At 68.4% G+C, this 22,555-nt stretch carries 24 protein-coding genes and 2 tRNA genes; 16 read left to right on the forward strand and 10 right to left on the reverse strand.

The genetic code is table 11. The annotated features are described in order from the left end of the window. Nucleotides 1-42: 42 nt before the first annotated feature. A complete protein-coding gene (locus tag Vlu01_RS13015) occupies nt 43-1,008 on the forward strand; it encodes a DUF5996 family protein (RefSeq protein WP_203998590.1) in 966 nt (321 codons plus the stop codon). 94 nt (nt 1,009-1,102) lie between these two features. On the opposite strand, the gene ygiD is transcribed toward Vlu01_RS13015, so the two are convergent. The 4 genes from ygiD to Vlu01_RS13035 all read right to left on the reverse strand — a co-directional run bounded on the left by ygiD (nt 1,103) and on the right by Vlu01_RS13035 (nt 3,470). After that, nucleotides 1,103-1,987 (reverse strand): 4,5-DOPA-extradiol-dioxygenase, encoded by an 885-nt coding sequence (gene ygiD / locus Vlu01_RS13020; RefSeq protein ID WP_239095874.1) that lies wholly within the window; start codon nt 1,985-1,987, stop codon nt 1,103-1,105. A gap of 182 nt (nt 1,988-2,169) precedes the next feature. Then, nucleotides 2,170-2,245: transfer RNA gene (locus tag Vlu01_RS13025), tRNA-Arg, on the reverse strand. Nucleotides 2,246-2,279: 34 nt separating this feature from the next. Then, nucleotides 2,280-2,370 (reverse strand) — tRNA-Ser (locus tag Vlu01_RS13030). A gap of 554 nt (nt 2,371-2,924) precedes the next feature. Continuing rightward, nucleotides 2,925-3,470 (reverse strand): hypothetical protein, encoded by a 546-nt coding sequence (locus Vlu01_RS13035; protein WP_203998351.1) that lies wholly within the window; start codon nt 3,468-3,470, stop codon nt 2,925-2,927. Between the two features lie 55 nt (nt 3,471-3,525). On the opposite strand from Vlu01_RS13035, the gene Vlu01_RS13040 reads away from it, so the two are divergent. Next, a complete protein-coding gene (locus tag Vlu01_RS13040) occupies nt 3,526-4,266 on the forward strand; it encodes a hypothetical protein (RefSeq protein WP_203998354.1) in 741 nt (246 codons plus the stop codon). Here the strand turns inward: Vlu01_RS13040 and Vlu01_RS13045 are convergent. Next, complete coding sequence (locus tag Vlu01_RS13045) at nt 4,227-4,997, reverse strand: CPBP family intramembrane glutamic endopeptidase (RefSeq protein WP_203998356.1); 771 nt, start codon at nt 4,995-4,997, stop codon at nt 4,227-4,229. The genes Vlu01_RS13040 and Vlu01_RS13045 overlap by 40 nt on opposite strands. Before the next feature lie 150 nt (nt 4,998-5,147). Here Vlu01_RS13045 and Vlu01_RS13050 point away from each other — a divergent pair, with 150 nt between their 5' ends. Next, nucleotides 5,148-6,269, forward strand: a complete 1,122-nt coding sequence (locus tag Vlu01_RS13050; protein ID WP_203998358.1) for a globin domain-containing protein — start codon at nt 5,148-5,150, stop codon at nt 6,267-6,269. A 178-nt stretch (nt 6,270-6,447) separates the two neighbouring features. On the opposite strand, the gene Vlu01_RS13055 is transcribed toward Vlu01_RS13050, so the two are convergent. After that, the gene (locus Vlu01_RS13055) at nt 6,448-7,962 is read right to left on the reverse strand and encodes a peptide deformylase (RefSeq protein WP_203998361.1); all 1,515 of its coding nucleotides are present in this window, start codon (nt 7,960-7,962) and stop codon (nt 6,448-6,450) included. A gap of 295 nt (nt 7,963-8,257) precedes the next feature. Here Vlu01_RS13055 and Vlu01_RS13060 point away from each other — a divergent pair, with 295 nt between their 5' ends. Further along, nucleotides 8,258-9,034 (forward strand): hypothetical protein, encoded by a 777-nt coding sequence (locus tag Vlu01_RS13060; RefSeq protein WP_203998596.1) that lies wholly within the window; start codon nt 8,258-8,260, stop codon nt 9,032-9,034. 13 nt (nt 9,035-9,047) lie between these two features. On the opposite strand, the gene Vlu01_RS13065 is transcribed toward Vlu01_RS13060, so the two are convergent. Next, nucleotides 9,048-10,874, reverse strand: a complete 1,827-nt coding sequence (locus Vlu01_RS13065; RefSeq protein ID WP_373307375.1) for a DUF6311 domain-containing protein — start codon at nt 10,872-10,874, stop codon at nt 9,048-9,050. A gap of 211 nt (nt 10,875-11,085) precedes the next feature. On the opposite strand from Vlu01_RS13065, the gene Vlu01_RS13070 reads away from it, so the two are divergent. Beyond that, nucleotides 11,086-11,796, forward strand: coding sequence for a class I SAM-dependent methyltransferase (locus tag Vlu01_RS13070; protein ID WP_203998364.1), 711 nt, complete (start codon nt 11,086-11,088; stop codon nt 11,794-11,796). 98 nt (nt 11,797-11,894) lie between these two features. Here Vlu01_RS13070 and Vlu01_RS13075 read toward each other — a convergent pair whose 3' ends face one another. Next, the gene (locus Vlu01_RS13075) at nt 11,895-12,428 is read right to left on the reverse strand and encodes a YbhB/YbcL family Raf kinase inhibitor-like protein (protein WP_203998367.1); all 534 of its coding nucleotides are present in this window, start codon (nt 12,426-12,428) and stop codon (nt 11,895-11,897) included. 150 nt (nt 12,429-12,578) lie between these two features. On the opposite strand from Vlu01_RS13075, the gene Vlu01_RS13080 reads away from it, so the two are divergent. The 3 genes from Vlu01_RS13080 to Vlu01_RS13090 all read left to right on the forward strand — a co-directional run bounded on the left by Vlu01_RS13080 (nt 12,579) and on the right by Vlu01_RS13090 (nt 14,949). Further along, nucleotides 12,579-12,737, forward strand: coding sequence for a hypothetical protein (locus Vlu01_RS13080; RefSeq protein ID WP_203998370.1), 159 nt, complete (start codon nt 12,579-12,581; stop codon nt 12,735-12,737). Between the two features lie 284 nt (nt 12,738-13,021). Continuing rightward, nucleotides 13,022-14,098 (forward strand): DUF6414 family protein, encoded by a 1,077-nt coding sequence (locus tag Vlu01_RS13085; RefSeq protein ID WP_203998373.1) that lies wholly within the window; start codon nt 13,022-13,024, stop codon nt 14,096-14,098. 74 nt (nt 14,099-14,172) lie between these two features. After that, nucleotides 14,173-14,949, forward strand: a complete 777-nt coding sequence (locus tag Vlu01_RS13090) for a HEPN domain-containing protein (RefSeq protein WP_203998376.1) — start codon at nt 14,173-14,175, stop codon at nt 14,947-14,949. 25 nt (nt 14,950-14,974) lie between these two features. On the opposite strand, the gene Vlu01_RS13095 is transcribed toward Vlu01_RS13090, so the two are convergent. Together Vlu01_RS13095 and Vlu01_RS13100 are read right to left on the reverse strand one after the other, a co-directional pair. Continuing rightward, entirely contained in the window at nt 14,975-15,670 is a 696-nt protein-coding gene (locus Vlu01_RS13095) for an HAD family hydrolase (protein ID WP_203998379.1), read from the reverse strand. After that, the gene (locus tag Vlu01_RS13100; protein ID WP_203998382.1) at nt 15,667-16,533 is read right to left on the reverse strand and encodes a GntR family transcriptional regulator; all 867 of its coding nucleotides are present in this window, start codon (nt 16,531-16,533) and stop codon (nt 15,667-15,669) included. Before Vlu01_RS13100 ends, Vlu01_RS13095 begins: the two co-directional genes overlap by 4 nt. A gap of 599 nt (nt 16,534-17,132) precedes the next feature. Here Vlu01_RS13100 and Vlu01_RS13105 point away from each other — a divergent pair. From Vlu01_RS13105 to Vlu01_RS13140, 8 genes are all read left to right on the forward strand, one after another. Further along, nucleotides 17,133-17,375 carry a DUF6284 family protein gene (locus Vlu01_RS13105; protein ID WP_239095875.1) on the forward strand — a complete coding sequence of 81 codons (243 nt, stop codon included), beginning with the start codon at nt 17,133-17,135 and terminating at the stop codon, nt 17,373-17,375. Beyond that, complete coding sequence (locus Vlu01_RS13110) at nt 17,375-17,749, forward strand: RRQRL motif-containing zinc-binding protein (RefSeq protein ID WP_203998385.1); 375 nt, start codon at nt 17,375-17,377, stop codon at nt 17,747-17,749. The genes Vlu01_RS13105 and Vlu01_RS13110 overlap by 1 nt, the downstream gene beginning before the upstream one ends. Beyond that, complete coding sequence (locus Vlu01_RS13115; protein WP_203998387.1) at nt 17,746-18,432, forward strand: NUDIX domain-containing protein; 687 nt, start codon at nt 17,746-17,748, stop codon at nt 18,430-18,432. The genes Vlu01_RS13110 and Vlu01_RS13115 overlap by 4 nt, the downstream gene beginning before the upstream one ends. Then, the gene (locus Vlu01_RS13120) at nt 18,429-19,304 is read left to right on the forward strand and encodes an ABC transporter permease (RefSeq protein WP_203998389.1); all 876 of its coding nucleotides are present in this window, start codon (nt 18,429-18,431) and stop codon (nt 19,302-19,304) included. The genes Vlu01_RS13115 and Vlu01_RS13120 overlap by 4 nt, the downstream gene beginning before the upstream one ends. Before the next feature lie 90 nt (nt 19,305-19,394). Then, nucleotides 19,395-21,575, forward strand: coding sequence for a cell division protein FtsK (locus Vlu01_RS13125; RefSeq protein ID WP_203998391.1), 2,181 nt, complete (start codon nt 19,395-19,397; stop codon nt 21,573-21,575). A gap of 141 nt (nt 21,576-21,716) precedes the next feature. Beyond that, a complete protein-coding gene (locus Vlu01_RS13130) occupies nt 21,717-21,968 on the forward strand; it encodes a hypothetical protein (RefSeq protein ID WP_203998393.1) in 252 nt (83 codons plus the stop codon). Beyond that, a complete protein-coding gene (locus tag Vlu01_RS13135) occupies nt 21,965-22,252 on the forward strand; it encodes a hypothetical protein (protein WP_203998396.1) in 288 nt (95 codons plus the stop codon). Before Vlu01_RS13130 ends, Vlu01_RS13135 begins: the two co-directional genes overlap by 4 nt. After that, complete coding sequence (locus Vlu01_RS13140; protein ID WP_203998399.1) at nt 22,252-22,548, forward strand: hypothetical protein; 297 nt, start codon at nt 22,252-22,254, stop codon at nt 22,546-22,548. Before Vlu01_RS13135 ends, Vlu01_RS13140 begins: the two co-directional genes overlap by 1 nt. Nucleotides 22,549-22,555 lie beyond the last annotated feature (7 nt).

Consider the following 22,555-nt stretch of genomic DNA (forward strand, 5'->3'; position numbering starts at 1 on the left):
AAGGTCGAGTGCCAGCCGTCGGATCGAGGGAAGATGACGAGCATGGGCGCAGGCACGATTACCGGGTACGAAGCGCAACCGAGACGGGCCTGGCCACGGCTGCGATTGGCGGACTGGACCGATACCCGAGAAGCACTGCACATGTGGCTGCAGATCGTGGGCAAGATTCGAATGGCGCACGCGCCAACGGTCAACCACTGGTGGCACGTCACCCTGTACGTCAGTCCGCGAGGGCTGACGACCTCGCCGATCCCCCATGACCTCGGATCCTTCGACATGGAGTTCGACTTCATCGACCACTCGCTGCGCATCAGGACCAGCGACGGCCGCGAACGTCACGTGACGCTGGAAGCCAAACCGGTGGCGGGCTTCTACTCCGAGATCATGTGTGCGCTGGGCGAGCTGAGCATCGACACGCACATCCATGCCAAGCCCAACGAGGTGGACCCCGCCGTCCCGTTCGCCGAGGACTACCGACACGCCGCCTATGACCCCCGCGCGGCGCAACTCTTCTGGGGTCAACTCCTACAGGCCGACCGAGTCATCGGGGAATTCCGATCCCGCTTCGTCGGCAAGGCAAGTCCGGTGCAGTTCTTCTGGGGCGGGATGGACCTGGCCTGCTCCAGGTTCTCTGGACGCCCGGCGCCACCACATACCGGCAGTGGCCGCCCCAACTTTCCGAGTTGGATCGAGCGCGAGGCATACACGCACGAACTGGCCAGCTGCGGATTCTGGCCCGGTGGCGGCGAGGAAGGAGCCTTCTACGCCTACGCCTATCCCGAACCACCCGGCTTCGCCGACTACCCGATACGCCCAGCCGCCGCGTACTACCACCGAGACCTGGGTGAGTACGTGCTCCCGTACGAGGCCGTGGCCGAAGCAGCGGACCCGGACCACATGCTGATGGAGTTTCTGGACACCACCTACGCTGCCGTCGCGGACCTGGCCGATTGGGACCGGACGGCTCTCGAGACCGACCCACGTCACGGTCCGCGCCGAACGTCCTGATCAGCTCACATGTCGGCGGCCTGACCGCCACGCTGGCGCGCCGAGCCTGCCGACCGCTGGGCCGTAGGGTCGGTCGCCGACCGCGCGTGCCAGGTCAGATGTTCGTGGTGTCAGCAGGCGGCGCGTCGTCCGGAGGCTGCGGGGACGCTGATTCACCGGTGACTTCTGGGCAGGCGAGACCGAGGGTGTAGGCCGTCATCGAGAGCGAGCCGTAGGCGTAGCCGTCCACCAGCACGTCGATGTCGGGGACGCCCGAAGCCGAGGCGAGGCCGGCGAGGTACAGCGCCGGGATGAAGTGGTCGGGCGTCGGCACGGCGAGGCGGTAGTCGCGGTGGCTGTCCAGGGCCGCGAACTCGGCGGGGTCACTCAGCATGCGGGCCTTGGCGTCCTCGTCGAAGCGTTGCGCCCAGTCGTACCCGTCGTCGGTGAGTTTCCAGTCCATGCTGCGGAGGTTGTGCACCACGTTCCCGCTGGCGATGATGAGGACACCCCGCTCACGCAGCGTGGCCAACTTGGCGCCGAGCTCGATGTGGTAGTCGAACGGTTTGGCGGCGTTGATGCTGAGCTGCACGACGGGGATGGACGCATCGGGGAAGGCGTGCGTCAGGACCGACCAGGTGCCGTGGTCGATGCCCCAGCTGTCAACGTCCGCGCCGACCCAGGTCGGGTGAACCACGTCGCTGATCTCGGTGGCCAACTCGGGCAGCCCGGGCGCAGGATACTGGACGTCGAAAAGCTCCTGCGGGAACCCATAGAAGTCGTGGATCGTCCGGGGCCTGGGCATGGCGGTGACCGCGGTGGCGTTGATGTACCAGTGCGCGCTGACGACGAGGATGGCCCGCGGGCGGGGCACGGACGCGCCGAAGGCCCGCCAGGCGGTGGTGTAGCGGTTGACTTCGAGGGCGTTCATCGGGTTGCCGTGGCCGAAGAACGCCGCAGGCATGAGACCCGTCGATCCGTCGGTGGCCGCTGCGCTCACAATCGTGGCTCTCCCTCGGTGCTCGTGTCGCTTGCCCGCGAACGGCAGGTGGCCGTGCCGGGCACGCCTTCAGACTAGGGCTTTCCGGCAGAACCAGGGGATCGTCTCCCGGCCCGGCACCGAACGCTGAGAAAGAGTCAAGGCCATGACCGGCGTTCTCGCTGGTCATGGCCTTGATCGTGTGGCGCGCCCGAAGGGACTCGAACCCCTAACCTTCTGATCCGTAGTCAGATGCTCTATCCGTTGAGCTACGGGCGCTGGTGCTCGGCCAGTCTACACACCGGCCTTCGCGCGGAGACTCCGGGATTCGAACCCGGGAGGGGCTTTAAGACCCCAACCGCATTAGCAGTGCGGCGCCATAGACCAGACTAGGCGAAGTCTCCCAGGTGGCCTGCAGACCACCGCGCCCGAGGATACAGGCCGCGCCCGGCCGGGAGCAAAGCGACTACCGGAACGAGCCGTACCCAGGGTGCCAGGACCGCTCCCGCTGTGCGTTGCTGTGATCAGGACTACGCTCCATCGACATGCAGGAGCAGCCGCCCAGCGAGCAGAACCGCCGTGAGCCTGCTGAGGGAGCCCGTCGACGCTCCCCGGAGGCGACCTTCACACCACCTCCGACGTCGGCGCCACCGCCGGAAGAGAAGCAGGAGAAAGCCGCGGGGTCCCGCTCACGACGAGCGAAGGCGGCACCGAGCGTCCTCTTCCAGCCGCCACCGGTGCCGGAGCAACCTGCGCCGCCGCACGCCGGATCGGCCTCGTCCAAGCTCCCGACCGCGCCGGTGCCGCCGTTCACCACGGGAGCGGCGACGACCGACCGGAGCGAGCACGCCGATGCACCTGCGGCCGGACAGGGTGGGGACCCGACGTCGGTCCCTGCGTCTCGTCGCCGGGATCGCACTCGCCGGCCAGCGGCAGCGGCAGCGGGCGAGGATGTTCCTCAGGCGGAGCCGACTTCGGCTGCCTCCCGAGTCGCCGGCAGGAAGAAGACCACCAGCAAGGCACTGCCAGCGGAGACCGGAACGTCCGGCACCAGGGCGGGATCTGCCGATTCCGGCGCCGACACCGAGCCGACAGCGGCCAGCGCCGGGAAGGCGACGAGGAAGGCGACGAAAAAGGCCACACGACGCGCGGGAACCGGCGCGGCCAGCGCCTCGGACTCGGCTACTCCGGCAGCGACCGAGACCGAACCGACAGTGGCCGCCGCCGAGCCCGCGGCGACCGGCACCGAACCGACAGTCGCCGCCGCCGAGCCCGCAGCGACCGCTGCCGAACCGGCAGCGAGGCCTACCGAGGCCGTACCGATCAAGGCGGTCCGGAAGGTCACGAAGAGGGCGGCCCGGAAGACGACCAGAAATGCCGCGACGAGCGTCGCAGCCGCGAACGCCGCGCCCACGGACGACGATCTCACGGACGCGGTGACCAGGGAAGACTCGACCACGAGCGCCGCTACCGCGCACGCGAGGTCCACGGGCGAACCGGACACCAGCGACACCACCACGAGCGGGACGACCACGGCGAGCGATGAGCCCGGATCAGAGGTGCCGGGAAGTGCCGTCGGGGTGCCGGCGGCCGGAGCGCTCGGAGACGGCACCGGGCGGGAGCTTTCGGGGCGTACGCCTGAATCGGAGCTGCGGGTGCTCGTCGCGCGAGTGCTCGATCATCCGGGCTTCGCCCCGGAGCTGCTGGCCGTGACTGCGGTGGAGGTCCTCGGGCCCGGCGCGGCCGAGTGGGTCCGGCGGCTACGGGAGTTGTACCCGGGTGCGGGTGCGGACGGGCTGGCCCGGCTGGCCACTCGGCGCTTCGTCCGGCAGGCCGGGGTCGGTGGGGCGACCGCCGCGCTGAGCGGGGTCTTCGCGCCGGTGGTCGAACTGGCGTCGGTGCTCTGGTCGCAAGCGAACCTGACGCTGCACCTGGCGGCGGCGTACGACCATGATCCGGCGCATCCGGATCGGGTGGCGGAACTGCTCACGCTGACCCAGGTGCATCCGGACCTGGTCAGCGCGCGGTCGGCGGTGGCAGCGGCTCGGGCGGCCCGGGGGCCGGAGGAGGAGCCCGGACATCGGGCGGTCGAGGCGGCATGGCGACTGGCGACGCCGCTGGCCGCACAGGCGGGGGGCTGGCTGGCGCTGCGGCTGGCCGCCCGGTTGCTGCCCGGTACGGCGGCACTCACCGCAGCGGTGGGCAACTCGGCGGGGGCCGAACGCCTGGCTGCCCGCGCCACCGCGCTCTACCGCCGGGGTCAGAGCCAGCTGAACCATTCGCGGGGCAGCAGGGCGTAGCCGACGAAGGCGACGATGTCGAGCAGGGCGTGTGCCACGATCAGCGGCATGACCCGGCGGGTACGCAGGTAGAAGAGGCTGAACACCACCCCCATCACCGCGTTGCCGAGAAACGCTCCGAACCCCTGGTAGAGGTGGTACGAGGCGCGGAGGAGCGCGCTCGTCGCGATGATCGCGCCGACCCGCCACTGGAGCTGGCGTAGTCGGGTCATCAGGTAGCCGACCACGATCACCTCCTCCAGGATGCTGTTCTGGAACGCGGCGAGGATCAGCACCGGCACCGTCCACCACAGGTCGGGCAGGGCGGCCGGCACCAGAGTGGCGTTGATGCCGAGCTGGGCCGCAGCCCAGAACAGCGCCAGGCCGGGCAGTCCGATCAGCGCCGCCAGTCCGGCGCCCCGGGCCAGGTCGGAGCCGGGCCGTCCGGCGTCCAGGCCGAGGGCCCGTGCCGGGTCGCCGGGGCTGCGTGCCAGCAGGTGTACGGCGAGCAGCACCGGCAGCAGCGCGAAGACGATGCCGAGCAGCTGGTACGTCAGGTCCAGGTAGGGGCGGGCCGACGCGGAGGTGTTCAACGCGGCGGTCTGCCGCGACAGACCACCCTCCGCGGTCAACTTCGCGATGATCGACACAGTGGCGTAGACGGCCGACTGGCCGAGGGACAGGCCGAGGACCAGCATCGTCTCGGTGCCGAGCGTCCGGCGGGTCACCGGTCGGGTGAGCTCAACGGTCACCGGACCACTCTGCCCCACCGGGTGCCCTCCGGTGACAACCGCCCTCCGGCGAGCAGTGTTCACGTGATCGCACAATCTGTGCGACCTTCATACACGCTCCGTGGAGATTCTGTCTGGGCCGATCCGCCGTCAGAAGAAGGAGCGCCCAAGGTGGACAACTTCGCGCGGCTGCTGAAGGAGAGCTGGACGCTGGTCGAGGAGGACCGGGGCCGGCTGAGCGGTCACTTCTACGCCCGGCTCTTCCTCCTCGACCCCGAGTTGCGCAAGCTCTTCCCGGTGCAGATGACCGGTCAGGGTGACCGGCTGCTGGAAGCGATCATCGCGGCGATCCACACGGTGGACGATCCGGAGGGCTTCGACGAGTTCCTCCGCGCGCTCGGCCGGGACCACCGCAAGTACCACGTCGAGGCGGCCCACTACGACACGATGGGCGTGGCGCTGCTGGACGCGTTGCGCAGCATCGCCGGCGACGGCTGGAACCTGGAGTACGACCAGGCGTGGCGGGACGCGTACGCGGCGATCGCCAAGAAGATGCTCGCCGGAGCAGCGGCGGACGACGACCCGCCGTTCTGGCACGCAGAGGTGCTGACCCACCAGCGGTACGGTCCGGACACGGCCGTCTTGACCTGCCGGGCACTGCAACACCCGCTGACCTGGAAGGCGGGTCAGTACGTCAGCGTGGAGGTGCCGCGCCATCATCCGCGGGTGTGGCGCACGTACTCGATCGCCAACGCGCCGAACGACGACAACGTGTTGGAGTTCCACGTCCGTACGCCGGCCGGTGCCGCCGGTTGGGTTTCCGGCGCGTTGGTCCGCCGGACCGGGCCAGGCGATCTGCTGCGGGTCGCCGCGCCGATGGGTTCGATGACGGTCGACCGCTCGTCCGAGCGGGACATCCTCTGCGTCGCGGGTGGCGTCGGGCTGGCCCCGATCAAGGCGCTCGTCGAGGAGCTGGCCGGTTACAACCGGGCTCGCTGGGTGCACGTCTTCTACGGTGCCCGGACCGAGGCGGACCTTTACGGCCTGGACCAGCTACGGGAGTTGGTCGCCGACCATCCATGGCTTTCGGTGACTCCGGCGTGCAGCGACGACTCGGACTTCGACGGCGAACACGGCGACATCTCCGACGTGGTGGCGCGGTACGGGCCGTGGACGACGCACGATTGTTTCGTCTCCGGTTCGGTGTCGATGGTGCGTTCCACACTCCGGGTGCTCGCCGCGGATGACGTTCCCCCGCAGCACACCCGGTACGACACGTTCGGCAACCTGTAGAACTTTCCTCCCCCCGCACCGGGGCGCGTGCCCCTGCCCCCTGGGGCGCGCGCCCCGGTCCCCCTGTGGGCGGACCGGCTCCGCCCGCTCCGCGCTGCCTCGCCCGTCCGGCCGTCGTTCCCACTCGGGCGGGCGAGGTCGCGCCCCCGAGCCCGGTCCCGGGGGCTTCGTCACCAGATCAGTATCGCCACGGGTGGCCGGACTCGCGGTACTCCTCGATCGGCACCAGTGGCACTCCGGGTGCCATTCGGTCGACGTAGAGCCGGCCCTCCAGATGGTCGATCTCGTGCGCGATCAGCCGGGCCATGCCGAACTCGAAGGACGTGATGATCCGGCCGCCGTCGAACTGGGCGTGCTCGACATCCAGTCGCAGTGGTCGAGGCACCAGTCCGCGATGGTCGAAGAAGGAGAGGCAGCCCTCGTACTGCTCGTCGGTGTGCGGTGCCTCGTCGACCACGCGGGGATTGAGCAGCACGACCGGCTCGGCGGTGCGGTCCGGCGGGCGGACCACCGCGACGGCCCGGTCGATGTCGAGCTGCGGGGCGGCGATCCCCACCCCCTTGGTGAAGGGGTGCAGTTCGTCCAGCCGGGCCAGCGCGGTGACCAGCCGGTCGATGATCTCCCGGGCGACCGGTTCCTCGCGCGGCAGGTCGAGCGGGCGGGCCGGCTGCCGGAGCAGTTCGGCGCCGCGTTGGACGATGCCGAGGCCACGCATCCGGTCGGACGGCCGGACGCGCCCACCGTCCGCCTCGGGTTCCGGTTGTGCCCGGAACCGCCACTGGAGGCGGTACCGGGCGTTCAATGGCGGTTCGTCGGTTGCCCAGTCGAAGATCGCCCGGTCGCCCTCGTCGCGGCGGGTCACCGCCGTCCGCAGCGGGCCCTCCTCCGCCGAGAGCGACGTTTCCGCGCCCCAGACCTGCGGATCCAGTGCCACCGGCAGATCCAGACGTACGGCGAGGTGTCGGGTCGGTACGCGGACCGCGCGCTGGAACCACGGCCCCCACTTGTCCTGACCGACGGTGTACCCGTACTCGATGGTGGCGCGGCGACCGGGGTAGAGCGGGAAGCGTCGTTCGCCGTTCTCGAAGAGCAGCCAGATCTCCTTGAACGCGTCCCGGTCGTGCTTGGCGCGCCAGTGCATCGTTTCCCGCTCGCCGGACTCCTCGCGGCACGCACACAGTTGCAGCTCGGCGAAGCTGAGCGGGTGTTCCCGGTGGTGCCGGTTGGAACGGCCCGGGTCACTGGGGTAGCGGTCCACGGCGACGCGGACCAGATATCGGGTGACCGGCTCGACACCGGCGTTGTACAGCTCACGACGGATGACACAGCGGTAGGTGTCGTCGGTGTGGGTGAGGGTCGCCGTCTCGCGTTCCACGATCAAACCGGTGCCGGGGGGCATCCACTGGCCAGGCAGACCGGTTTCCCGATGGTTGCGTTCGTTCCGGGCGTGGCGAAGGTCGTCGTACTCCCGGAAGCGTTGCCAGATCGCGCCGCTGGCCTCCAGGACGGCCTCGGCGCGGCGGGCGAAGTCCTCCGTCGGTCGGTGTCGGCGTCCCTCGACGTGGCTGACGTACGAAGGGTCGAATCCCATCAGGTTGGCTAGTTGTTTCTTGGACAGCCCCCGCTCCGTCCGGTGCCGTGCGAGTTCGGCGGCGAAGGAGTCGGCAGCCCGATCGAGCGGTGAGGTCGTCATCAGCTTCCTCGTGGCCGGGAGTACCAAGTTTCACGTTGAGTCGCCGGCCACACACTCATCTGGCACCTAGTCGACAAGTGTCTTGACTGATGCCGGATTCCTGCCGATACTGCCCCGAGTTTCCCCACCAACACGCTGAGTAGTTTTCGCCCTGCGAGTGACCCGGGTCGCTCGCTCCACCCCAAGGTCGGGTTCCCCTGCGCCCGAAAGTGTGGTTAGGCTAGCCTTAGTACGACCGGGCGGCTTCGAATCGGGTGGGTCAGGTGACGTGGGGGTGGATCAAGTGACGGCGGTGCTGCCCCTGCAGGGCCCGGCAACCGCGCCCCTGGCCCCGGTCACCGCGACCCTGCGGAGCACGTTCGGCACCGACGATCTTCCCGGGCTGGCTCCGGGCCTGCTGGTCGCCGACGAGGCCGGTTGGGCTCCGGCTACCACGCTGACCGACTCCCGACTGCCGGAGCTGCTCGCATCGGCCGTACGGCTCTGGGGTGGCACGCCGCACGCCTCCGCCGCGCTGGCCTGGAAGGCGTACAGCTACTGGGCGGCGCTGCCGGTGGTGCTCGGCTGGGCCGCCGCCCGGCGGGTGCCGCTGCTCGACCACACCATGGCGCTGATCCACTTCGCCGACCGGCGCGCCCTGATCACCGTGGGGCTACGCGAATCGGTTCCGATCGCGGTGCTGCCCAACGATCCACTGGCGCTCGCCGGGTTGCCCCAGGTCCGGGTGGTGGCCGACGAGCGGGAACTACTCACCACGCTGCGCGCCACCCTGTTGGACGGGCACCTGTCGCCGCTGGTCTCCGCGATCCAGAGTGAGGTCCGCATCGGCGGCCGTACGCTCCTCGGCTCGGTGGCCTCCGGCATCGCCAACGGGCTCCTGCGCGCCGCCGACGGGCTGCCCGGCTCCACGGTCGAGGCGATCGACACGCTGCTCGACGCGCTGGACCTCGCCGACCTGGTGGAACTGGCGCCAGGGCCGAACGGCGAGCTTACTGTGCAGCGCCGCACCTGCTGCCTGGCTTTCACCCTGCCCCAGCCGAAGGTCTGCCAGGGCTGCTGCATCCGCAGTTGAGCTGTTCCGCCGTTCACCCCGTCAGGGGGCGCACGTCCCAGACCCAGACACCACCGACGTGTTCGGGTTCGATGCCGGTCAGCTCGGTCATCCCGGTGCGCAGCGCGTCGGCGTGCTCGTGCGGTCCGAGGACCACCACGCCGGCCCGCCAGTACCGCAGATCCTCCACCGCCTCCCGGTGCGTCCGCTCGGTGATCGGCGGCACCTCGCCGGTCCGCCGGATGGTGCCGAAGAAACTGCTGGTGGGTCGAGGGGGAGCGGAGAACAGGGCCACCCGGTGCCGGCCCGGCCGGTTGTCCGGGCCGAGAAAGTAGCCACGGGCGATCGGCATCTCCAGTCCGGTGTCGGCGGACCAGCGCAGCGGCTCGGCGTACTCGGTGTCGGGCAGCGGCAGGGTCACCACGCTGCGCCCACCCGCCAGGTAGGGACGCCAGGCACCGGAGGTGACGAAGCCGGGGGTCGGTTCGAGCCGCTTCGTCGGCAGCGGAGTGGGTAGCACCGGCACCAGCGCCATCGCCAGCCCGGTCACCGTGGCGAACCGGATCTGCGACCGACGGTCCGGATACCGGGCCGCCAGCTCACGGACCTTCTCCGCGCCGTACGCCAGGAGCAACCCGATGATCGGGGTGATGGCCAGCGCCCAGCGGGTCGGCACCACCGAGTGCAGGATCGGCAGGTCCTCCAGCAGGGCCCACGGCCCGGGAACGCCGGTCCCGCGACGGTCGAAGCGAACCTCCCGGCCGAGCGAGAGCACCGCGAAGAGCAGCCCGAGCACGGCCAGACCGATCACCACGGCGTTACGCCGCAGCCACCACACCAGCGCCACCACGAGGATCACCAGCGGCCATCCGAAGAAGGAGTTCTCCTCGGTCGGGTTCTTGGCCAGTCCGGTGGCGCTGCGGGCGTCACCGGCCAACGACTCGCGTGAGTAGGCGAAGAACGAGGCCAGGTCCGTGGAGTAGCCCCGGATCAGCCAGGGCAGCCCGTGGTAGGCGCCGGGACCGTAGAACTGCACGTACAGCGGGTAGGCCAGCAGCACGGCGGAGACGACGGCGGCCACCCCCAGCCCGGCGGAGAACGGTCGGATCCGGGCCCGCAGCCCGGGCCGAGCGAGCGCCATCGCGACGATCACCACGCCAAGGCCGATCGCGGTCATCAGCAGGATCTCCAGGTTCAGAAACGCCTGCCAGACGATCACGAGGGCGAGCAGCAGACCGTTGCGCAGCCAACGCCCGGGTTCGGCGAGCCGCAGGGTACGCCAGATGATCAACGGCACCACGTACTGCGACACGATGTTCGGATGGGCGTTGGCGTGGGAGACCATGGCCGGCGCGTACGCGCAGAACGTGGCGCCCAGCCAGGCCGGACCTCGTGCGCCGGGTAGCACCACCCGGGAGAGCAGGAAGTACCAGGCCGTGGCGGTGGCGATCATGCCAAGGGTGAGGAAAAGCAGGAACGCGGCCCGGGTGCCGAACAGCAGCGTTATCGGTGTCATCGGCAATGAGACGGACAGAACCGACGTATTCGCCATCAAATTGACTGATTCCGGAACATTCATCCGGTCCGACGTAAATGGATAGGCGAGTTCGGTGACGACCCGGGCACCGTGCGCCATCATCCATTGAAACTGGGCCATATCAGTTGGATTGTCGCGAATGCCGTCCTGCGGATTCAGCCACATTCGTGCGGTGACCCAGAAGCCGAATGCGGCGAAGCTCGCCACGGCCGCGACGTCGTTCCGCCACCCCGAGCCGACTCTCGCACGCCCGCGCCCTACCCGGTCCGTGGCCTTTCCCGCCTCGGACTGCTCGACAGGTCCGTCCGAATCGGGAGTAGTCATAACAATTCAGAGCGTAGTCGGCCTAAGTGGCCAGCGTGCGGGGTTCAGGGCACTGGCGTAGTATCGGTAGGGTTCGCTGGCCACATCGATCGTGCACCTACCCCCCGACCGTTAATCGGCCATCGCGGGCCCCGATATCCCCGCCGTCCGGGCGGATGGTTCACTCAGTCGGTCCCGGCACGGGTCGAGTCGCATCGTGAGGAATCGACGCATGGCAGAAATCACTGGGGATCAGCGCGTACAGTCCGAGGTCCTGGAGGGCCTCGCCACGGCGGTCAATCACCGACGCTGGTTTGTTGAGCTGGCCGTGCCCTACCTGGGTGACAACCCCATCGAGATCGGTAGCGGCCTCGGCGACTACGCCCTGGAGTGGAGCGAGAACTTCCCCCGGTTCACCGCCACCGAGGCCGACCCGGACCGCCTGGTCGCCCTCAAGGAACGCCTCGCAGACCGGCCTTCCATCGAGGTTCGCCAGATGTTGCTGCCCCACTCCGAGCAGGGTGACTACAGCGCCGCGGTCTCGTACAACGTGCTGGAGCACATCGAGGACCACGTCGGGGCGCTGCGCAGCATGGCCCAGTTGGTCCGGCCCGGCGGCGCCGTGGTCATCATCGTGCCGGCGTTCCAGTTCGCCATGAGTCCGGCGGACATTGCCACCGGCCACGTCCGGCGGTACACGAAGAAGACCCTGGCCAACGCGATGACCGAAGCGGGTCTGCAGGTGGAGAAGATCCACTATGCCAACGCGCTCGGCCTGATCGGCTATTTCATGGCCACCAAGGTCTTCCGCCTGATGCCGAAGGAAGGCCCGATGGTGAAGGTGTACGACACCCTCGTCCTCCCCGCCACCAAGGCCGCCGAGCAACTGGTCCGCCCACCCTTCGGCCAGTCCGTCTTCGCCGTAGCCCGCACCCCCGCCTGACCCCCACCCCTCCCTCGCCCCGTTGATCATGAGGTTAGCGGCACTCTTGGAGATCGAAGACGCCGCTAACCTCATGATCGACCGAGGATGGTGGCGGGTCAGCCGGCGATCTGGTAGGTGGGACGGGTGGTGGCGCGGGCCAGGGTGTGGAAGGCGAGATTGAAGCCGACGTAGGCGGGGGTCGCCTCGGGTGTGACGTCGAGACGCTCGACGTCGAGGGCGTGCACCGCGAAGACGTACCGATGCGGACGGTCACCGGCCGGCGGCGCCGCGCCGCCGAAGCCGTGCTCCCCGTAGTCGTTGCGCACGGTGAACGCCCCCCGCAGGTCGTCACCGGTCGCGCCGCGCGGCAGCTCCGTCACGTCGGCCGGCAGGTTGACCAGCACCCAGTGCCAGAAACCACTGCCGGTCGGCGCGTCCGGGTCGAAACAGGTCACCACGAAACTCTTGGTCTCCGCCGGAAAGCCCGACCAGGCCAGGTGCGGCGAGACGTTGTCGCCACCGGTGCTGCCATGGGCGTGAGCCGCGTCCATCGGCTCACCGTTCTGCACGTCGTCGCTGGTCAGGGTGAAGGAGGCGACGGTCGGCAGCAGCTCGTACGGGTCGGGAGCGATGGGACGTTCCAGGGTCATCGACACAGGTCCTTCCGGTGGAAGCGGTGTTGTGCGCTCCTTTTCTTACCCTGTGCGGCGCTGACATTCGACAGAACCACCCTCAACTCTGCCGTAACCGAGAGCCCTTCACGGCGGTTGTCACCCTGCAGCAGCTAGCGAAGGAGTCTCTTGGCCGGGGTCTGGCGCGACTTCATCACCGCCGTCATCGATGCCGTACGCAGACGTGACGAGGCGGCCCTCAGCGACGAACGCCGCCGGGCGCTCGACCGGCTGGCCGATGAGAAGATCCGCGAAGGGCAGCGGAAACGCCCACCCGAGAGCAACTGAGACGGGTGCCAGTCACATCGACCGGGCTCAGACGTGCGTTCGGCAATGCGGAGGGTGTGGGATTCGAACCCACGAAGACATTGCTGCCTTACCGGTTTTCAAGACCACGAAGCACACGGCGCTGACCTGCCGGTATGTGACCCAGCGCCCACCCTGCGACACGAATACGGCACACGGCCTACTCAAGCCAGCTCACTGATCCACCATCTCCAAGCCGGCTTCCACCGAGCCGCCGGAGACCTCTCCCTAACGCTGGCGATACCCGCCCGGCGCGGGCGGCTCATTTGGCCTCGCTCTGGCTTTACCTCATCGGACTCAACCTCAAAGAGGAGTGGGGAGCCGCGCGTGTCGCCGCCCTGAACGTCGATGTCGTCCTATGCTCAAGAGTTCCGCCGAAGGGGAGGACAGCGGCGATGGCAAAGACGAGCCGAGCGGGGACAAGGTTCCTCGCGCATCCGGTCTACCTCGATGTACCCATGATGGTCAGCTTCCTAGCTACCCTTGACGACGGGGTGGCGTACACCAGCGAGGTGGCCGAGCGCCTCGCGTCGACGAAGGAAGGCGAGGGCGAGGGAGCCGCCAAAGCCGGGATCCCAAGCCTTGCGCAGTGGCTTGGCCTCTCCCTCAGCGCCGAGGGCAAGTACCGCCGCCGCTCTCTGAGCGATGAATCCGTAGAGGCCAAGCTGGTTCGTGAACACACGTCGGCGTCACTCTTCAATATCCTCCGCCAGCGACTCGAAGCCGTTGGCGGGATGAAGGTGTTAGCCCCCAACGAAGATCTCTCAGGCGTCCAGGTAGGGGATCTCGTTGAGGTCAGAGGGACGATCAACGGTGATCCACTCCGGCAGGTAATAGCCCTGATGTCGGCCATCGCCCCTTATATAGGCTGGGATCTGGACGATGAAAAGATGCCGACCCGAACACGGCAGCCTGGAGCAAAGAGGAAAGGCAATCAGTCCCCTCTCCTGCCACAGCAGGGCGACGACAGTGACAATATTAGAATGTTTCGCATCCTGAAAGCGGACGTTGCTAAGTCGAGCGTTCTCGACCTTACGATGACGCTTGACGATGGCAGGCATGTCGTACTGGCAGCATCGAATGAGTACATGACGGAGGCTGCGGAGCAATACATGCTGGCAGGCTCTTTCGCGGCATTGGGAAAGGTTACACAGGTCGTTAAACCGGGCGAGAAGGTTAGCCTTTTGAGGCGGACCGTTTTCTCGGCAATCGACGCAACCGGCGAGGCTTCTTCCGAGGAAGCTTTCTCCGGCCTGCGGGATTCGATGCCAGGGCTAGACCTGTCGAGCCTGGCTGTCGCAGGTCCAGGACTCCAGGTACTACCTCTAGCCATATACGTTTAACCCCCACCCATGCCGAAAATTGGATGACGACGGAACCGTTGGCGCGACTAGGGCGAAAGGATGAAGCTGAGCCGGTGACCACAACTGACGATCAGTTGCCCGAACTCGCGGCACTACCAAACACAAAGATTCTTCGCGTTCCCGCAAGTAGGGCGTGTTTGAACTTTGTATCAAACGCGGATGACATTCGAGACTTCTACGCGCTACATCAAGAGGCCAAGAAGGTCAACGTTAGGGCGATTTACCAGAAGCTGCATGTAGCCAACAAGGCGGTGTTAGTGCTGGTCGCCGCACTGTGGGAAGCCTATTGCGAGGACGTTGCAGAAGAGGGCCTACGACTTCTCGTGCAGCATGCGCCTTCTTGGGAAGCGCTGCCGCGACCATTGTTGAAGTCTGTCGCGAAGGAGCTTCGCCGACTAGACGAGGAGTTTGCGCCTTGGACTTTAGCGGGCGAGGGCTGGCGACAATACCTAACAGACCGACTGGCGCTGCTTGGCCAGAAGAGGAACTATTCCTTTGCAACGCCGAAGTCGAAGAATGTGGACACTTTGTTCCTGGACTCCATCGGGATCGTCCGCATATCAGATTCGTGGTCGCTTCCATCCGGCGCCGACTGGGCGCGAAGCGAGTTAGACAAGTTTATTGACCAGCGGAATATGATTGCTCATCGGTACGTGGCCGGTGATACCGTTTCCAAACGGCATGTCCGACAATTCTTCAATCTGGTCGCCGGCCTGGTCGCCCGAACAGACGCCGAGGTAGGGCGCGTAATCACCGAGGTGACGGGGAAAAATCGATGGACCGCGGCATCGATGCCTTCCCCTCGGACCGATAAGCCGACGAATTTGTGAGCGATGAAGCCGGCCGCGGTGTATTTCAGCCGCCGGCCCGTTCGATCAGGACGCTGGCTATCTCGTCCATGCCCGTGATCACCACATCCGCTTCGGCGGCCCGGAACGTCTCGACCTTGGCCGGCCGATTCGCGTAGCCGACCACCCGCACCCCGGCGGCCCGCGCCCCGTCGATGTCTGACAGCGAGTCGCCGATCAGTACGCACCGGGCCGCCGGCTCGCCGAGGGCGCGTACGGCTTGCAGAATCGGCGCCGGGTTGGGCTTCATGCGGCCCGGGTCGGCGTACGCCCGGCCGACTAACGGCGAGACGTACGCGGCAAGTCGATGTGCCGCGAGATATGTGCTCACCGCGCTGGCTGAGTTGTTGCTGACCACCGCCACCGGCATCCCGGCCTGACGCGCTCCGACGATAACTTCCCGGCCGTACGGCGTGGGTTCGGCTGTCTCGACGGCTCGACGTTCGGCCGCGCAGAGTGCGTCCTCTATGGTCCGCGTTAGGTCCTGGTCGCCGGCCGCGCCGGTGCGGCGTAGCACTTCAAGCGGGTCCGGCTCGCTGGCAAGTTCCGGTGGTACGTCGACCCCGTGCCGCCGCAGCACGTCGACCAGCTCGGCGGCAACCTGCGGTGCGGGGTATCCGGCGAAGATGCTGCACACCGGGCCGTCGAAATCGAGTAGGAGTGCGTCAACGTCGCCGAGTAGTCGGCTGAGGTCGGCGTTCATGCGTCGTACCGGTAGGCGATGGTCGACCAAACTGAGTCGAACCATTGGCGGGATGCTTCCACGAACTGTGTGCCGTGTGAGGCGTCGTCGTCGGTTACGGCGTAGTGGAACAGCGGCACATCCTTGCCCATCAGGTCATAGATGGCCATTGGCTCACCCTTGATCGATACGGTGCGTTCAGTGACGGGATAGAAGCCGTAGAAGACTTCTTCGCTGTTGAGGATGTAGAGCTTGAACAGCGGGGACGCCCGGTGTAGTCGTACCTCAACGGTGGTCGATCGGATCAGGCCGAGGTCGCCTAGCTCGGTGACCTGATCGATGATTCCGTCTGCTGCTCGGCGAGTGATTCGCTCGGCGCGTTCGCGTACCGCTGGGTCATCGGCTTGTGTCTCGGCTCGTGCTGGCAGTGCCATGGGTGCGGTCATGTCGGAGATCAGGACTCGTACGGCGATCGTTTCCGGTGCGAGTCGACCGACGCGCACCTTGTCGAGCGCCTCGGCGAGCGCGTCGCGCAGCGTCTCGCCGGAGAACCCGGCGAAGTCGATGCTGACGTGAGGTCGGTCGAACGCTGCTTCGATGTGCGGGCGCAGCTCGACGGCTCGCTGTGTCTGCGCCCGGACAAACGCACCGCTGCCCTGCCGGGACACAATCAGTCGCTCTGTCCGGAGCAGGTCTAGGGCTCGTTTGACCGTCTCTCGTGCCACGCCGTAGCGGGTGGCTAGCTCAGGCTGCGACGGCAGCTTGTCACCGGGGGCGAGTCGGCGCGTGAGGATGGCCGCCCGCAGCTTGTTCGCGATCTGCTGTGACGCCTGTTTTGGGTCGTCGGGGTCTAGCTGGCCGAGGAAGTCAAGGTTCTCGCTCACGGGATCACCCTAGCTCTGACTAGCCAAGTTGGGAAAGTTCGCCGCATCCTCTTGACCTGACTAGCCAAGCCGACTTACGTTCATCTCGTTGGACCTGGCTAGCCAGGAACGACAAGCCGGTTGGTTGCTGCGTCGGCGTTGCGGCTTTGGCTGCGGCGTTCGCGAACGGGCCGCCGTGTGGCCGTTCATTGACAACTTCAGAGCAGAAGCGCCGCGTTGATCTGGCTTGCGGTATTCCCGCCTTGAGTCACACGGTGGCCGACCTCGGTAGATCCCGAGCGAGCGGGCCGAGCGGGCCGGATCTTGGCGCGCGGAACGTCTTCTGCCTCTTCGCATCTGCACCTGTCCCGGGGTGGGTTGTCGCGCTGCTTGGGCGCGCGGCCTCACCCCGGGCTTTCCCGTCTTGATCCCCGCTTGTGGAGGTGAGCCGTCATGACCGTGAGCGTCTTTGCTGCCGTTCGAGTGACCACCAAGAGCAGCGCCGTTTGGCGTAGTTGCCACCGCTGCGGCGGGCTCGCCCCGCTGGCACCCGATGAGCGTCACTGCCGCCCTTGCCGGCCGGTGTCGCGTTCTCGCCGTTCTGGAAGGAACCGATCGAAGTGATCACCAACCTGCCCACTGCCGAGCCGACCGCCGCTGACCTGGCCGCGATCGACACTGAGTGGCCGCTGATCGCCGCCGAGCTGGACGTGTTGGACGCGCAGATCACCCTGATCTACGCCGAGGACCACGGCGGCCCGTCGCCGCTGGACTGGCGTCGGCTGCGTCGGGCTGAGGCGCGCGTGACCCGTGCCGCCGCCGACCTGGCCACCCGCACCAGCGACCCGCACCGCGCGGCCTGATGTCGCGCATCCGCGCCGCCTACTTCGACCCGGACGGGTCGCGGTACGGCATCCCCACGTTCTGGTGGCGCGGCGCTCCGCCGGGCTACGCCACCCGCCGTCAACTGCGCGCCGCTGGCCTGTGCCCGGGTGGTCAGCCGATCGCCGCGCAGATCCTTTGGCGCGGCGTCGGTGGCACCCGCACCGCCTACCTGTACCGGGTCGATTTGGCCCGGCCGAAGCGCACCGCCACCCCTGCCCAACGGCGCGCCATCGCCGCCGCCCTAAGGGCTCGCCGGACCTGCCGTGTCTGCGGCGTGGTGCGGCCCTACTACATCCCGCGCTCGCTCGGCGAGTGCGTCGACTGCGCCTACCCGATGGAGGCCGCCGCATGACCCGCACCTACACCCATCCATCCGTGCTGGCCGGCATCGCCGCCGGAGCGTCGTGGGCCGACCCAACCATGGACCCGACCTGCATCGACTGGACGGCACGCCGCGCCACCGCCGCGATCCCGTTCCCGCTGGTCGACGGCCGACCGGTCAACCCGTACGCGCCAACCGGCATCCGCTACGGCCGTAACGAGCTGGGCCATTGGGGCGAGCAGCAGTGCGCCGACGCGATCGTCACCGCGACCGTCCGCGACGGGTGGCGGTGGATCGTGCTGGTCGAACGCGCCGACGGCCACGGCTGGGCGCTGCCCGGCGGGTACGTCGACCCGGGAGAGACGCCGCTGAATGCGGCGGCGCGGGAACTGGCCGAGGAAACCGGCCTGACCGTCGACCCGTCCCGGGAGCCGTACGAGGTCCTGCCGGCCCGGTACGTGCCCGACCCGCGCGCCTCGGATGAGGCGTGGATGGTCACCACCCCGGTCCGCTTCGACCTAGGCAAGCACGCCGGTCCACGGCCGGACGTCACCGGCTCCGACGACGCCCGCCGCGCCATCTGGGCACCCGCCGCCGACTTCGCGTACCTCGCCCTGTTCCTGGACATCTGCTACGGCGGCCAGGTGTTCGCCGCTCACCGTGACCTGCTCGCCGACATCCTCACCCCGCTGACCGGAGGACACCCGTCATGACTGCCCCCACCATCAACGGCACCCGCTACCCGCAACCCGTCGAAGCACTACTGCCGGCCGCCCGCGCCCTGCCCCTGCCAGACGGGCAGGAGTTCCCGTCCCGCAACCGACTGATGCGCGAGTTCCGCATCGGCGCGCCGAAGGCCGACGAACTGCTCGCCCGACTCAAGTCCGAGCACGCCGACCGGACCCGCACCGACACCCTTCGCTCGGCGATGGCCGTCCGGGGTGCCCTGCTGGCACCGCAGGCCGACACCGATAGCCCGGTGGTGCCCCGGCTGGACTACGCCGAGCCGATCGGCCCGGACCCGGCACCGGTACCGGCCGTGCCCGAGCACGCGCCGCCGCCCGCCGAGCCGGTGAAGATCCCACCGGCCGCGCCGCCCGCCGAGGTCACGCCGGTCGGTCACCCGGACACGCCCACCCCGCCCACCACCGGCAAGCCGGCCCGTCCGGCGGTGGTGTGGCCGGTCATCCTGCTAGCGCTTCCCGCGTTCGTGGCTATCTGGTCCGGATGGGTCGGACTCGGCGGACTCACCGGATTCGGGGTGGTGCACCCGCTACCCGGAATCGCGGACGGGTTCGCCATCAACACCGCCATCACGCTGCCGATCGGCGTCGAGACGTACGGCGCGTACGCCCTGTACGTGTGGCTGTCCGGCCGCGTACCCGAGCGGGCTCGACGGTTCGCGAAGTGGTCGGCCATCGCCTCACTGCTCATCGGCGCACTCGGCCAAGTCGCCTATCACCTGCTCGTCGCCGCCGGAGTACAGGTCGCCCCCTGGTGGATCACCACCGCCGTCGCCTGCCTGCCCGTGGCGGTGCTCGGCATGGGCGCCGCACTGGCGCACCTCGTTCGCTCGCACGACTAGTTCCGCCCGGCGGCACGGCCCCTGGCTTCCCAACCTGCGCCGTGCCGCCGGTCCCCTTCCGATCTCCCGACCGTTGGAGGAACCCCCATCATGACTGCCCCTGATGGCGACCGTTTCGACTGGCACGCCGCCGAGCGTGACTTGAACACTCCCGACGCCGAGGTGGTCGACCTGGACGCCGCCCGGTCCCGCCGTGAATCCGCCGCCCCCGACAACGACCCGGCCGAGGCCGCTACTGGTCCGCGACTGGTTGACTCGCCTGCCGCACAGCGGTCCCCGCGGTTCACCGTGGCCGGGTTGCAGGACGCGAAGCGACGGCCGATCGTGCCGGCGTGGCTGCGTTCGCGGGCCGAGTTGCGCGACGCCGCCCGGTGGACGGTCGGTCACCTGTTCCACGCTGGCACCTATCACCTGACCCGTAGCCCGAAGTACGCCGGGAAGCTGGCGTGGCGTGCCCCGCGCGGCGCGTACCGCATCCTGACGGGTTGGGGTCGGTGGTTGTTCGACCTGCAAGGCGAGCACGTGCGGCAGGTGTTGGCGGACAAGGGCGACGCCGAGCTGTACCTGAAGGTGTCCCGGTTGCGGGACCAGCGCGTGCGGTGGCGCGGCTTCGTCACCGCCGCCGTGGTCCTCGGCGTGCTCCCGGCGCTGGGTATCGCCTACGCGCTCGCCCCGCCCGAGGCACGGTATGCCACCCTCGCCGCGCTGCTGGCTGCGCTCGGCGCGCTTGGGCGTCCGGCGGACAAGCCGCTGCTCGACACCGCCGTGATGGTGCCGAAGGTGCAGAAGCTGACCTCGGATGTGGTGGTGCGTGCGTTGGGCAACCTCGGCATCACCGGCATCAATCAGGCCATCTCCAAGGGCGATCGGGGTAAGGACTGGTTCCCCGCTCCGATCACCCGCGACGGCCCTGGCTGGCGCGCGGATGTGGAGCTGCCCAACGGTGTCACCGCCACCGAGGTCATCGAGAAGCGGGAGAAGCTGGCCGCTGGTCTGTCCCGGCCGCTGGGCTGTGTGTGGCCGGAGGGTCAGCCCGAGGTGCACCCCGGCCGGCTCGTGTTGTGGGTGGGCGATCAGGACATGTCCAAGGCTCGCAAGCCGGCGTGGCCGCTGCTCAAGGCAGGAACGGTGGACCTGTTCCGGCCGCAGCCGTTCGGCACCGACCCGCGCGGCCGGTGGGTCGACCTGACGTTGATGTTCATGGCGATGGTCATCGGTTCCATCCCCCGCATGGGCAAGACGTTCGCGCTGCGGGAGGTGCTGCTGATCGCCGCACTCGATCCGCGTGCGGAGATCCACGCCTACGACCTCAAGGGCACCGGTGACCTGTCCGCGTTGGAGCAGGTCGCGCACCGCTACCGCGCCGGTGAGGAAGACGACGACATCGAATACGCGGTGGCCGGTATGCGGGAGCTGCGCGACGAGTTGCGCCGTCGCGCGAAGGTGATCCGCGACCTGCCCCGCGACCTGTGCCCCGAGAACAAGGTCACCCCCCAGTTGGCGTCGAAGAAGTCCCTCGGGCTGCATCCGCTGGTGATCGGGGTGGATGAGTGTCAGAAGTGGTTTGAGCACCCGGAGTACGGCAAGGAGTTGGAGGCCATCTCCACCGACCTCGTGAAGCGCGGTCCGGCGCTCGGGATCATCCCCGTGTTCGCCACGCAGCGGCCGGATGCCAAGAGCCTGCCGACTGGCATCTCGGCGAACGCGTCGACCCGGTTCTGCTTGAAGGTGATGGGGCAGACCGAGAACGACATGGTGCTCGGTACCTCGCAGTACAAGCAGGGCATCCGGGCAACCATGTTCGCCTGGACCGACAAGGGCACCGGCTACTTCGTCGGCGAGGGAGCCGACGCGAGGATCACCACCACCGTCAACATCGACGGCCCCCTCGCCGAGCGGATCGCGGCCCACGCTCGCGCCGCCCGCGAAGCTGCCGGACGACTGACCGGGCACGCGCTCGGCGAGCAACCCGCCACCGCTCCGACGCTGTCGTTCAACCTGCTGGAAGACATCGCCGCCGTCGTCCCGGCCAGTGAGGCCAAGGTGTGGTGCCGCACTGTCGCCGCACGGCTGGCCGAGCTTCGGCCGGACGTGTACGGCGGGTGGGATGCCGAGCAGGTGACCGTGGCGCTCAAGCCGTTCGGGGTGAAGGTCGGCCAGACGTGGGGCACCGACCCGGACACCGGCAAGGGAGCCAACCGGGGCGGTTTCGAACGCGCCGCCATCATCGCCGCCATCGCAGAGCGTAACCGGAAACGGGACGCGAGCTAACCCGCGATCGGTCCTAGGTCTAGGAGCACAGGGCTCCTAGACCTAGGACCACCCCTAGGACGGCATCCGATACCTGATCAGGACGCTAGGAATCTAGCGGCCTCCACCGAACACACCCCGAAACCGGCCCTGGAGGCTGTCATGGACCCCCGCACCCTGCTAGCCACCGCCCCCTGCCTCACCCTCGCCATACTCACGCTCGGTTACCTCGCCGCCTGCGTGGCCGTCCCGTTCGGACGCTGCCGCACCTGCCACGGCACCGGCCGCAAACGCTCCCCGATCAGCCGCGCCGGGCGGGAGTGCCGCCGCTGCGCGGGCACCGGGCTACGGCTGCGCGTCGGCCGGCACGTCATCAACCACATCAAGGACGAGTACCAAGCAGGCAAGCGATGAACCGCCGCGACCGGCACACCGGCTGGTGCGCCGGTGACCACCGCTGCAACCTCGGCGAACACCGCTCCAACGAAATCGTGGTCGACGCCGGTCACGCCCGCGCTGTGCTGGTCCGCGTGCGCAGCGCCGCTGGCCGCGACCATGCCGAAATCCGGCTGCGGGTCGCGCTCGCGCCGACCGAGGTGGCCGCCCGCCGTCAGTTGGTCGGCCTGCTCGGCGACGTGCGCCAGGCCGTCACCCGCGCGGCGATCGCGGCGCGGCCTCGGCCGCGCCGGGCCGCGTGATGGCCGGGCCGCGCCGCGACGGCGCTTCCCCGCGTGATGGCCGGCTGTCCGGGTTGGAGATCTGGCTCACCGGAACCCCGGCCGAACTGGACGCCGTCACGGCCGCGCTCACTGCTGCCGGGCACCGGATCGCCCAACGCGGCACACGCCGACCGCTCACCGGCACGGATGCCGGTCGGTGCCGCCTCTACCTGCGGCTGTCCGTCGCCACCACCGCCCGCCCGTCCGGCCGCACGCCGGACACCGGTGGCGCGGCGCTGCTCGACCTGGACACCGCCCGCCGCAAGACCGCCTGATCAGGAG

This window comes from Micromonospora lutea, from assembly GCF_016863535.1.
GTDB lineage: Bacteria > Actinomycetota > Actinomycetes > Mycobacteriales > Micromonosporaceae > Micromonospora > Micromonospora lutea.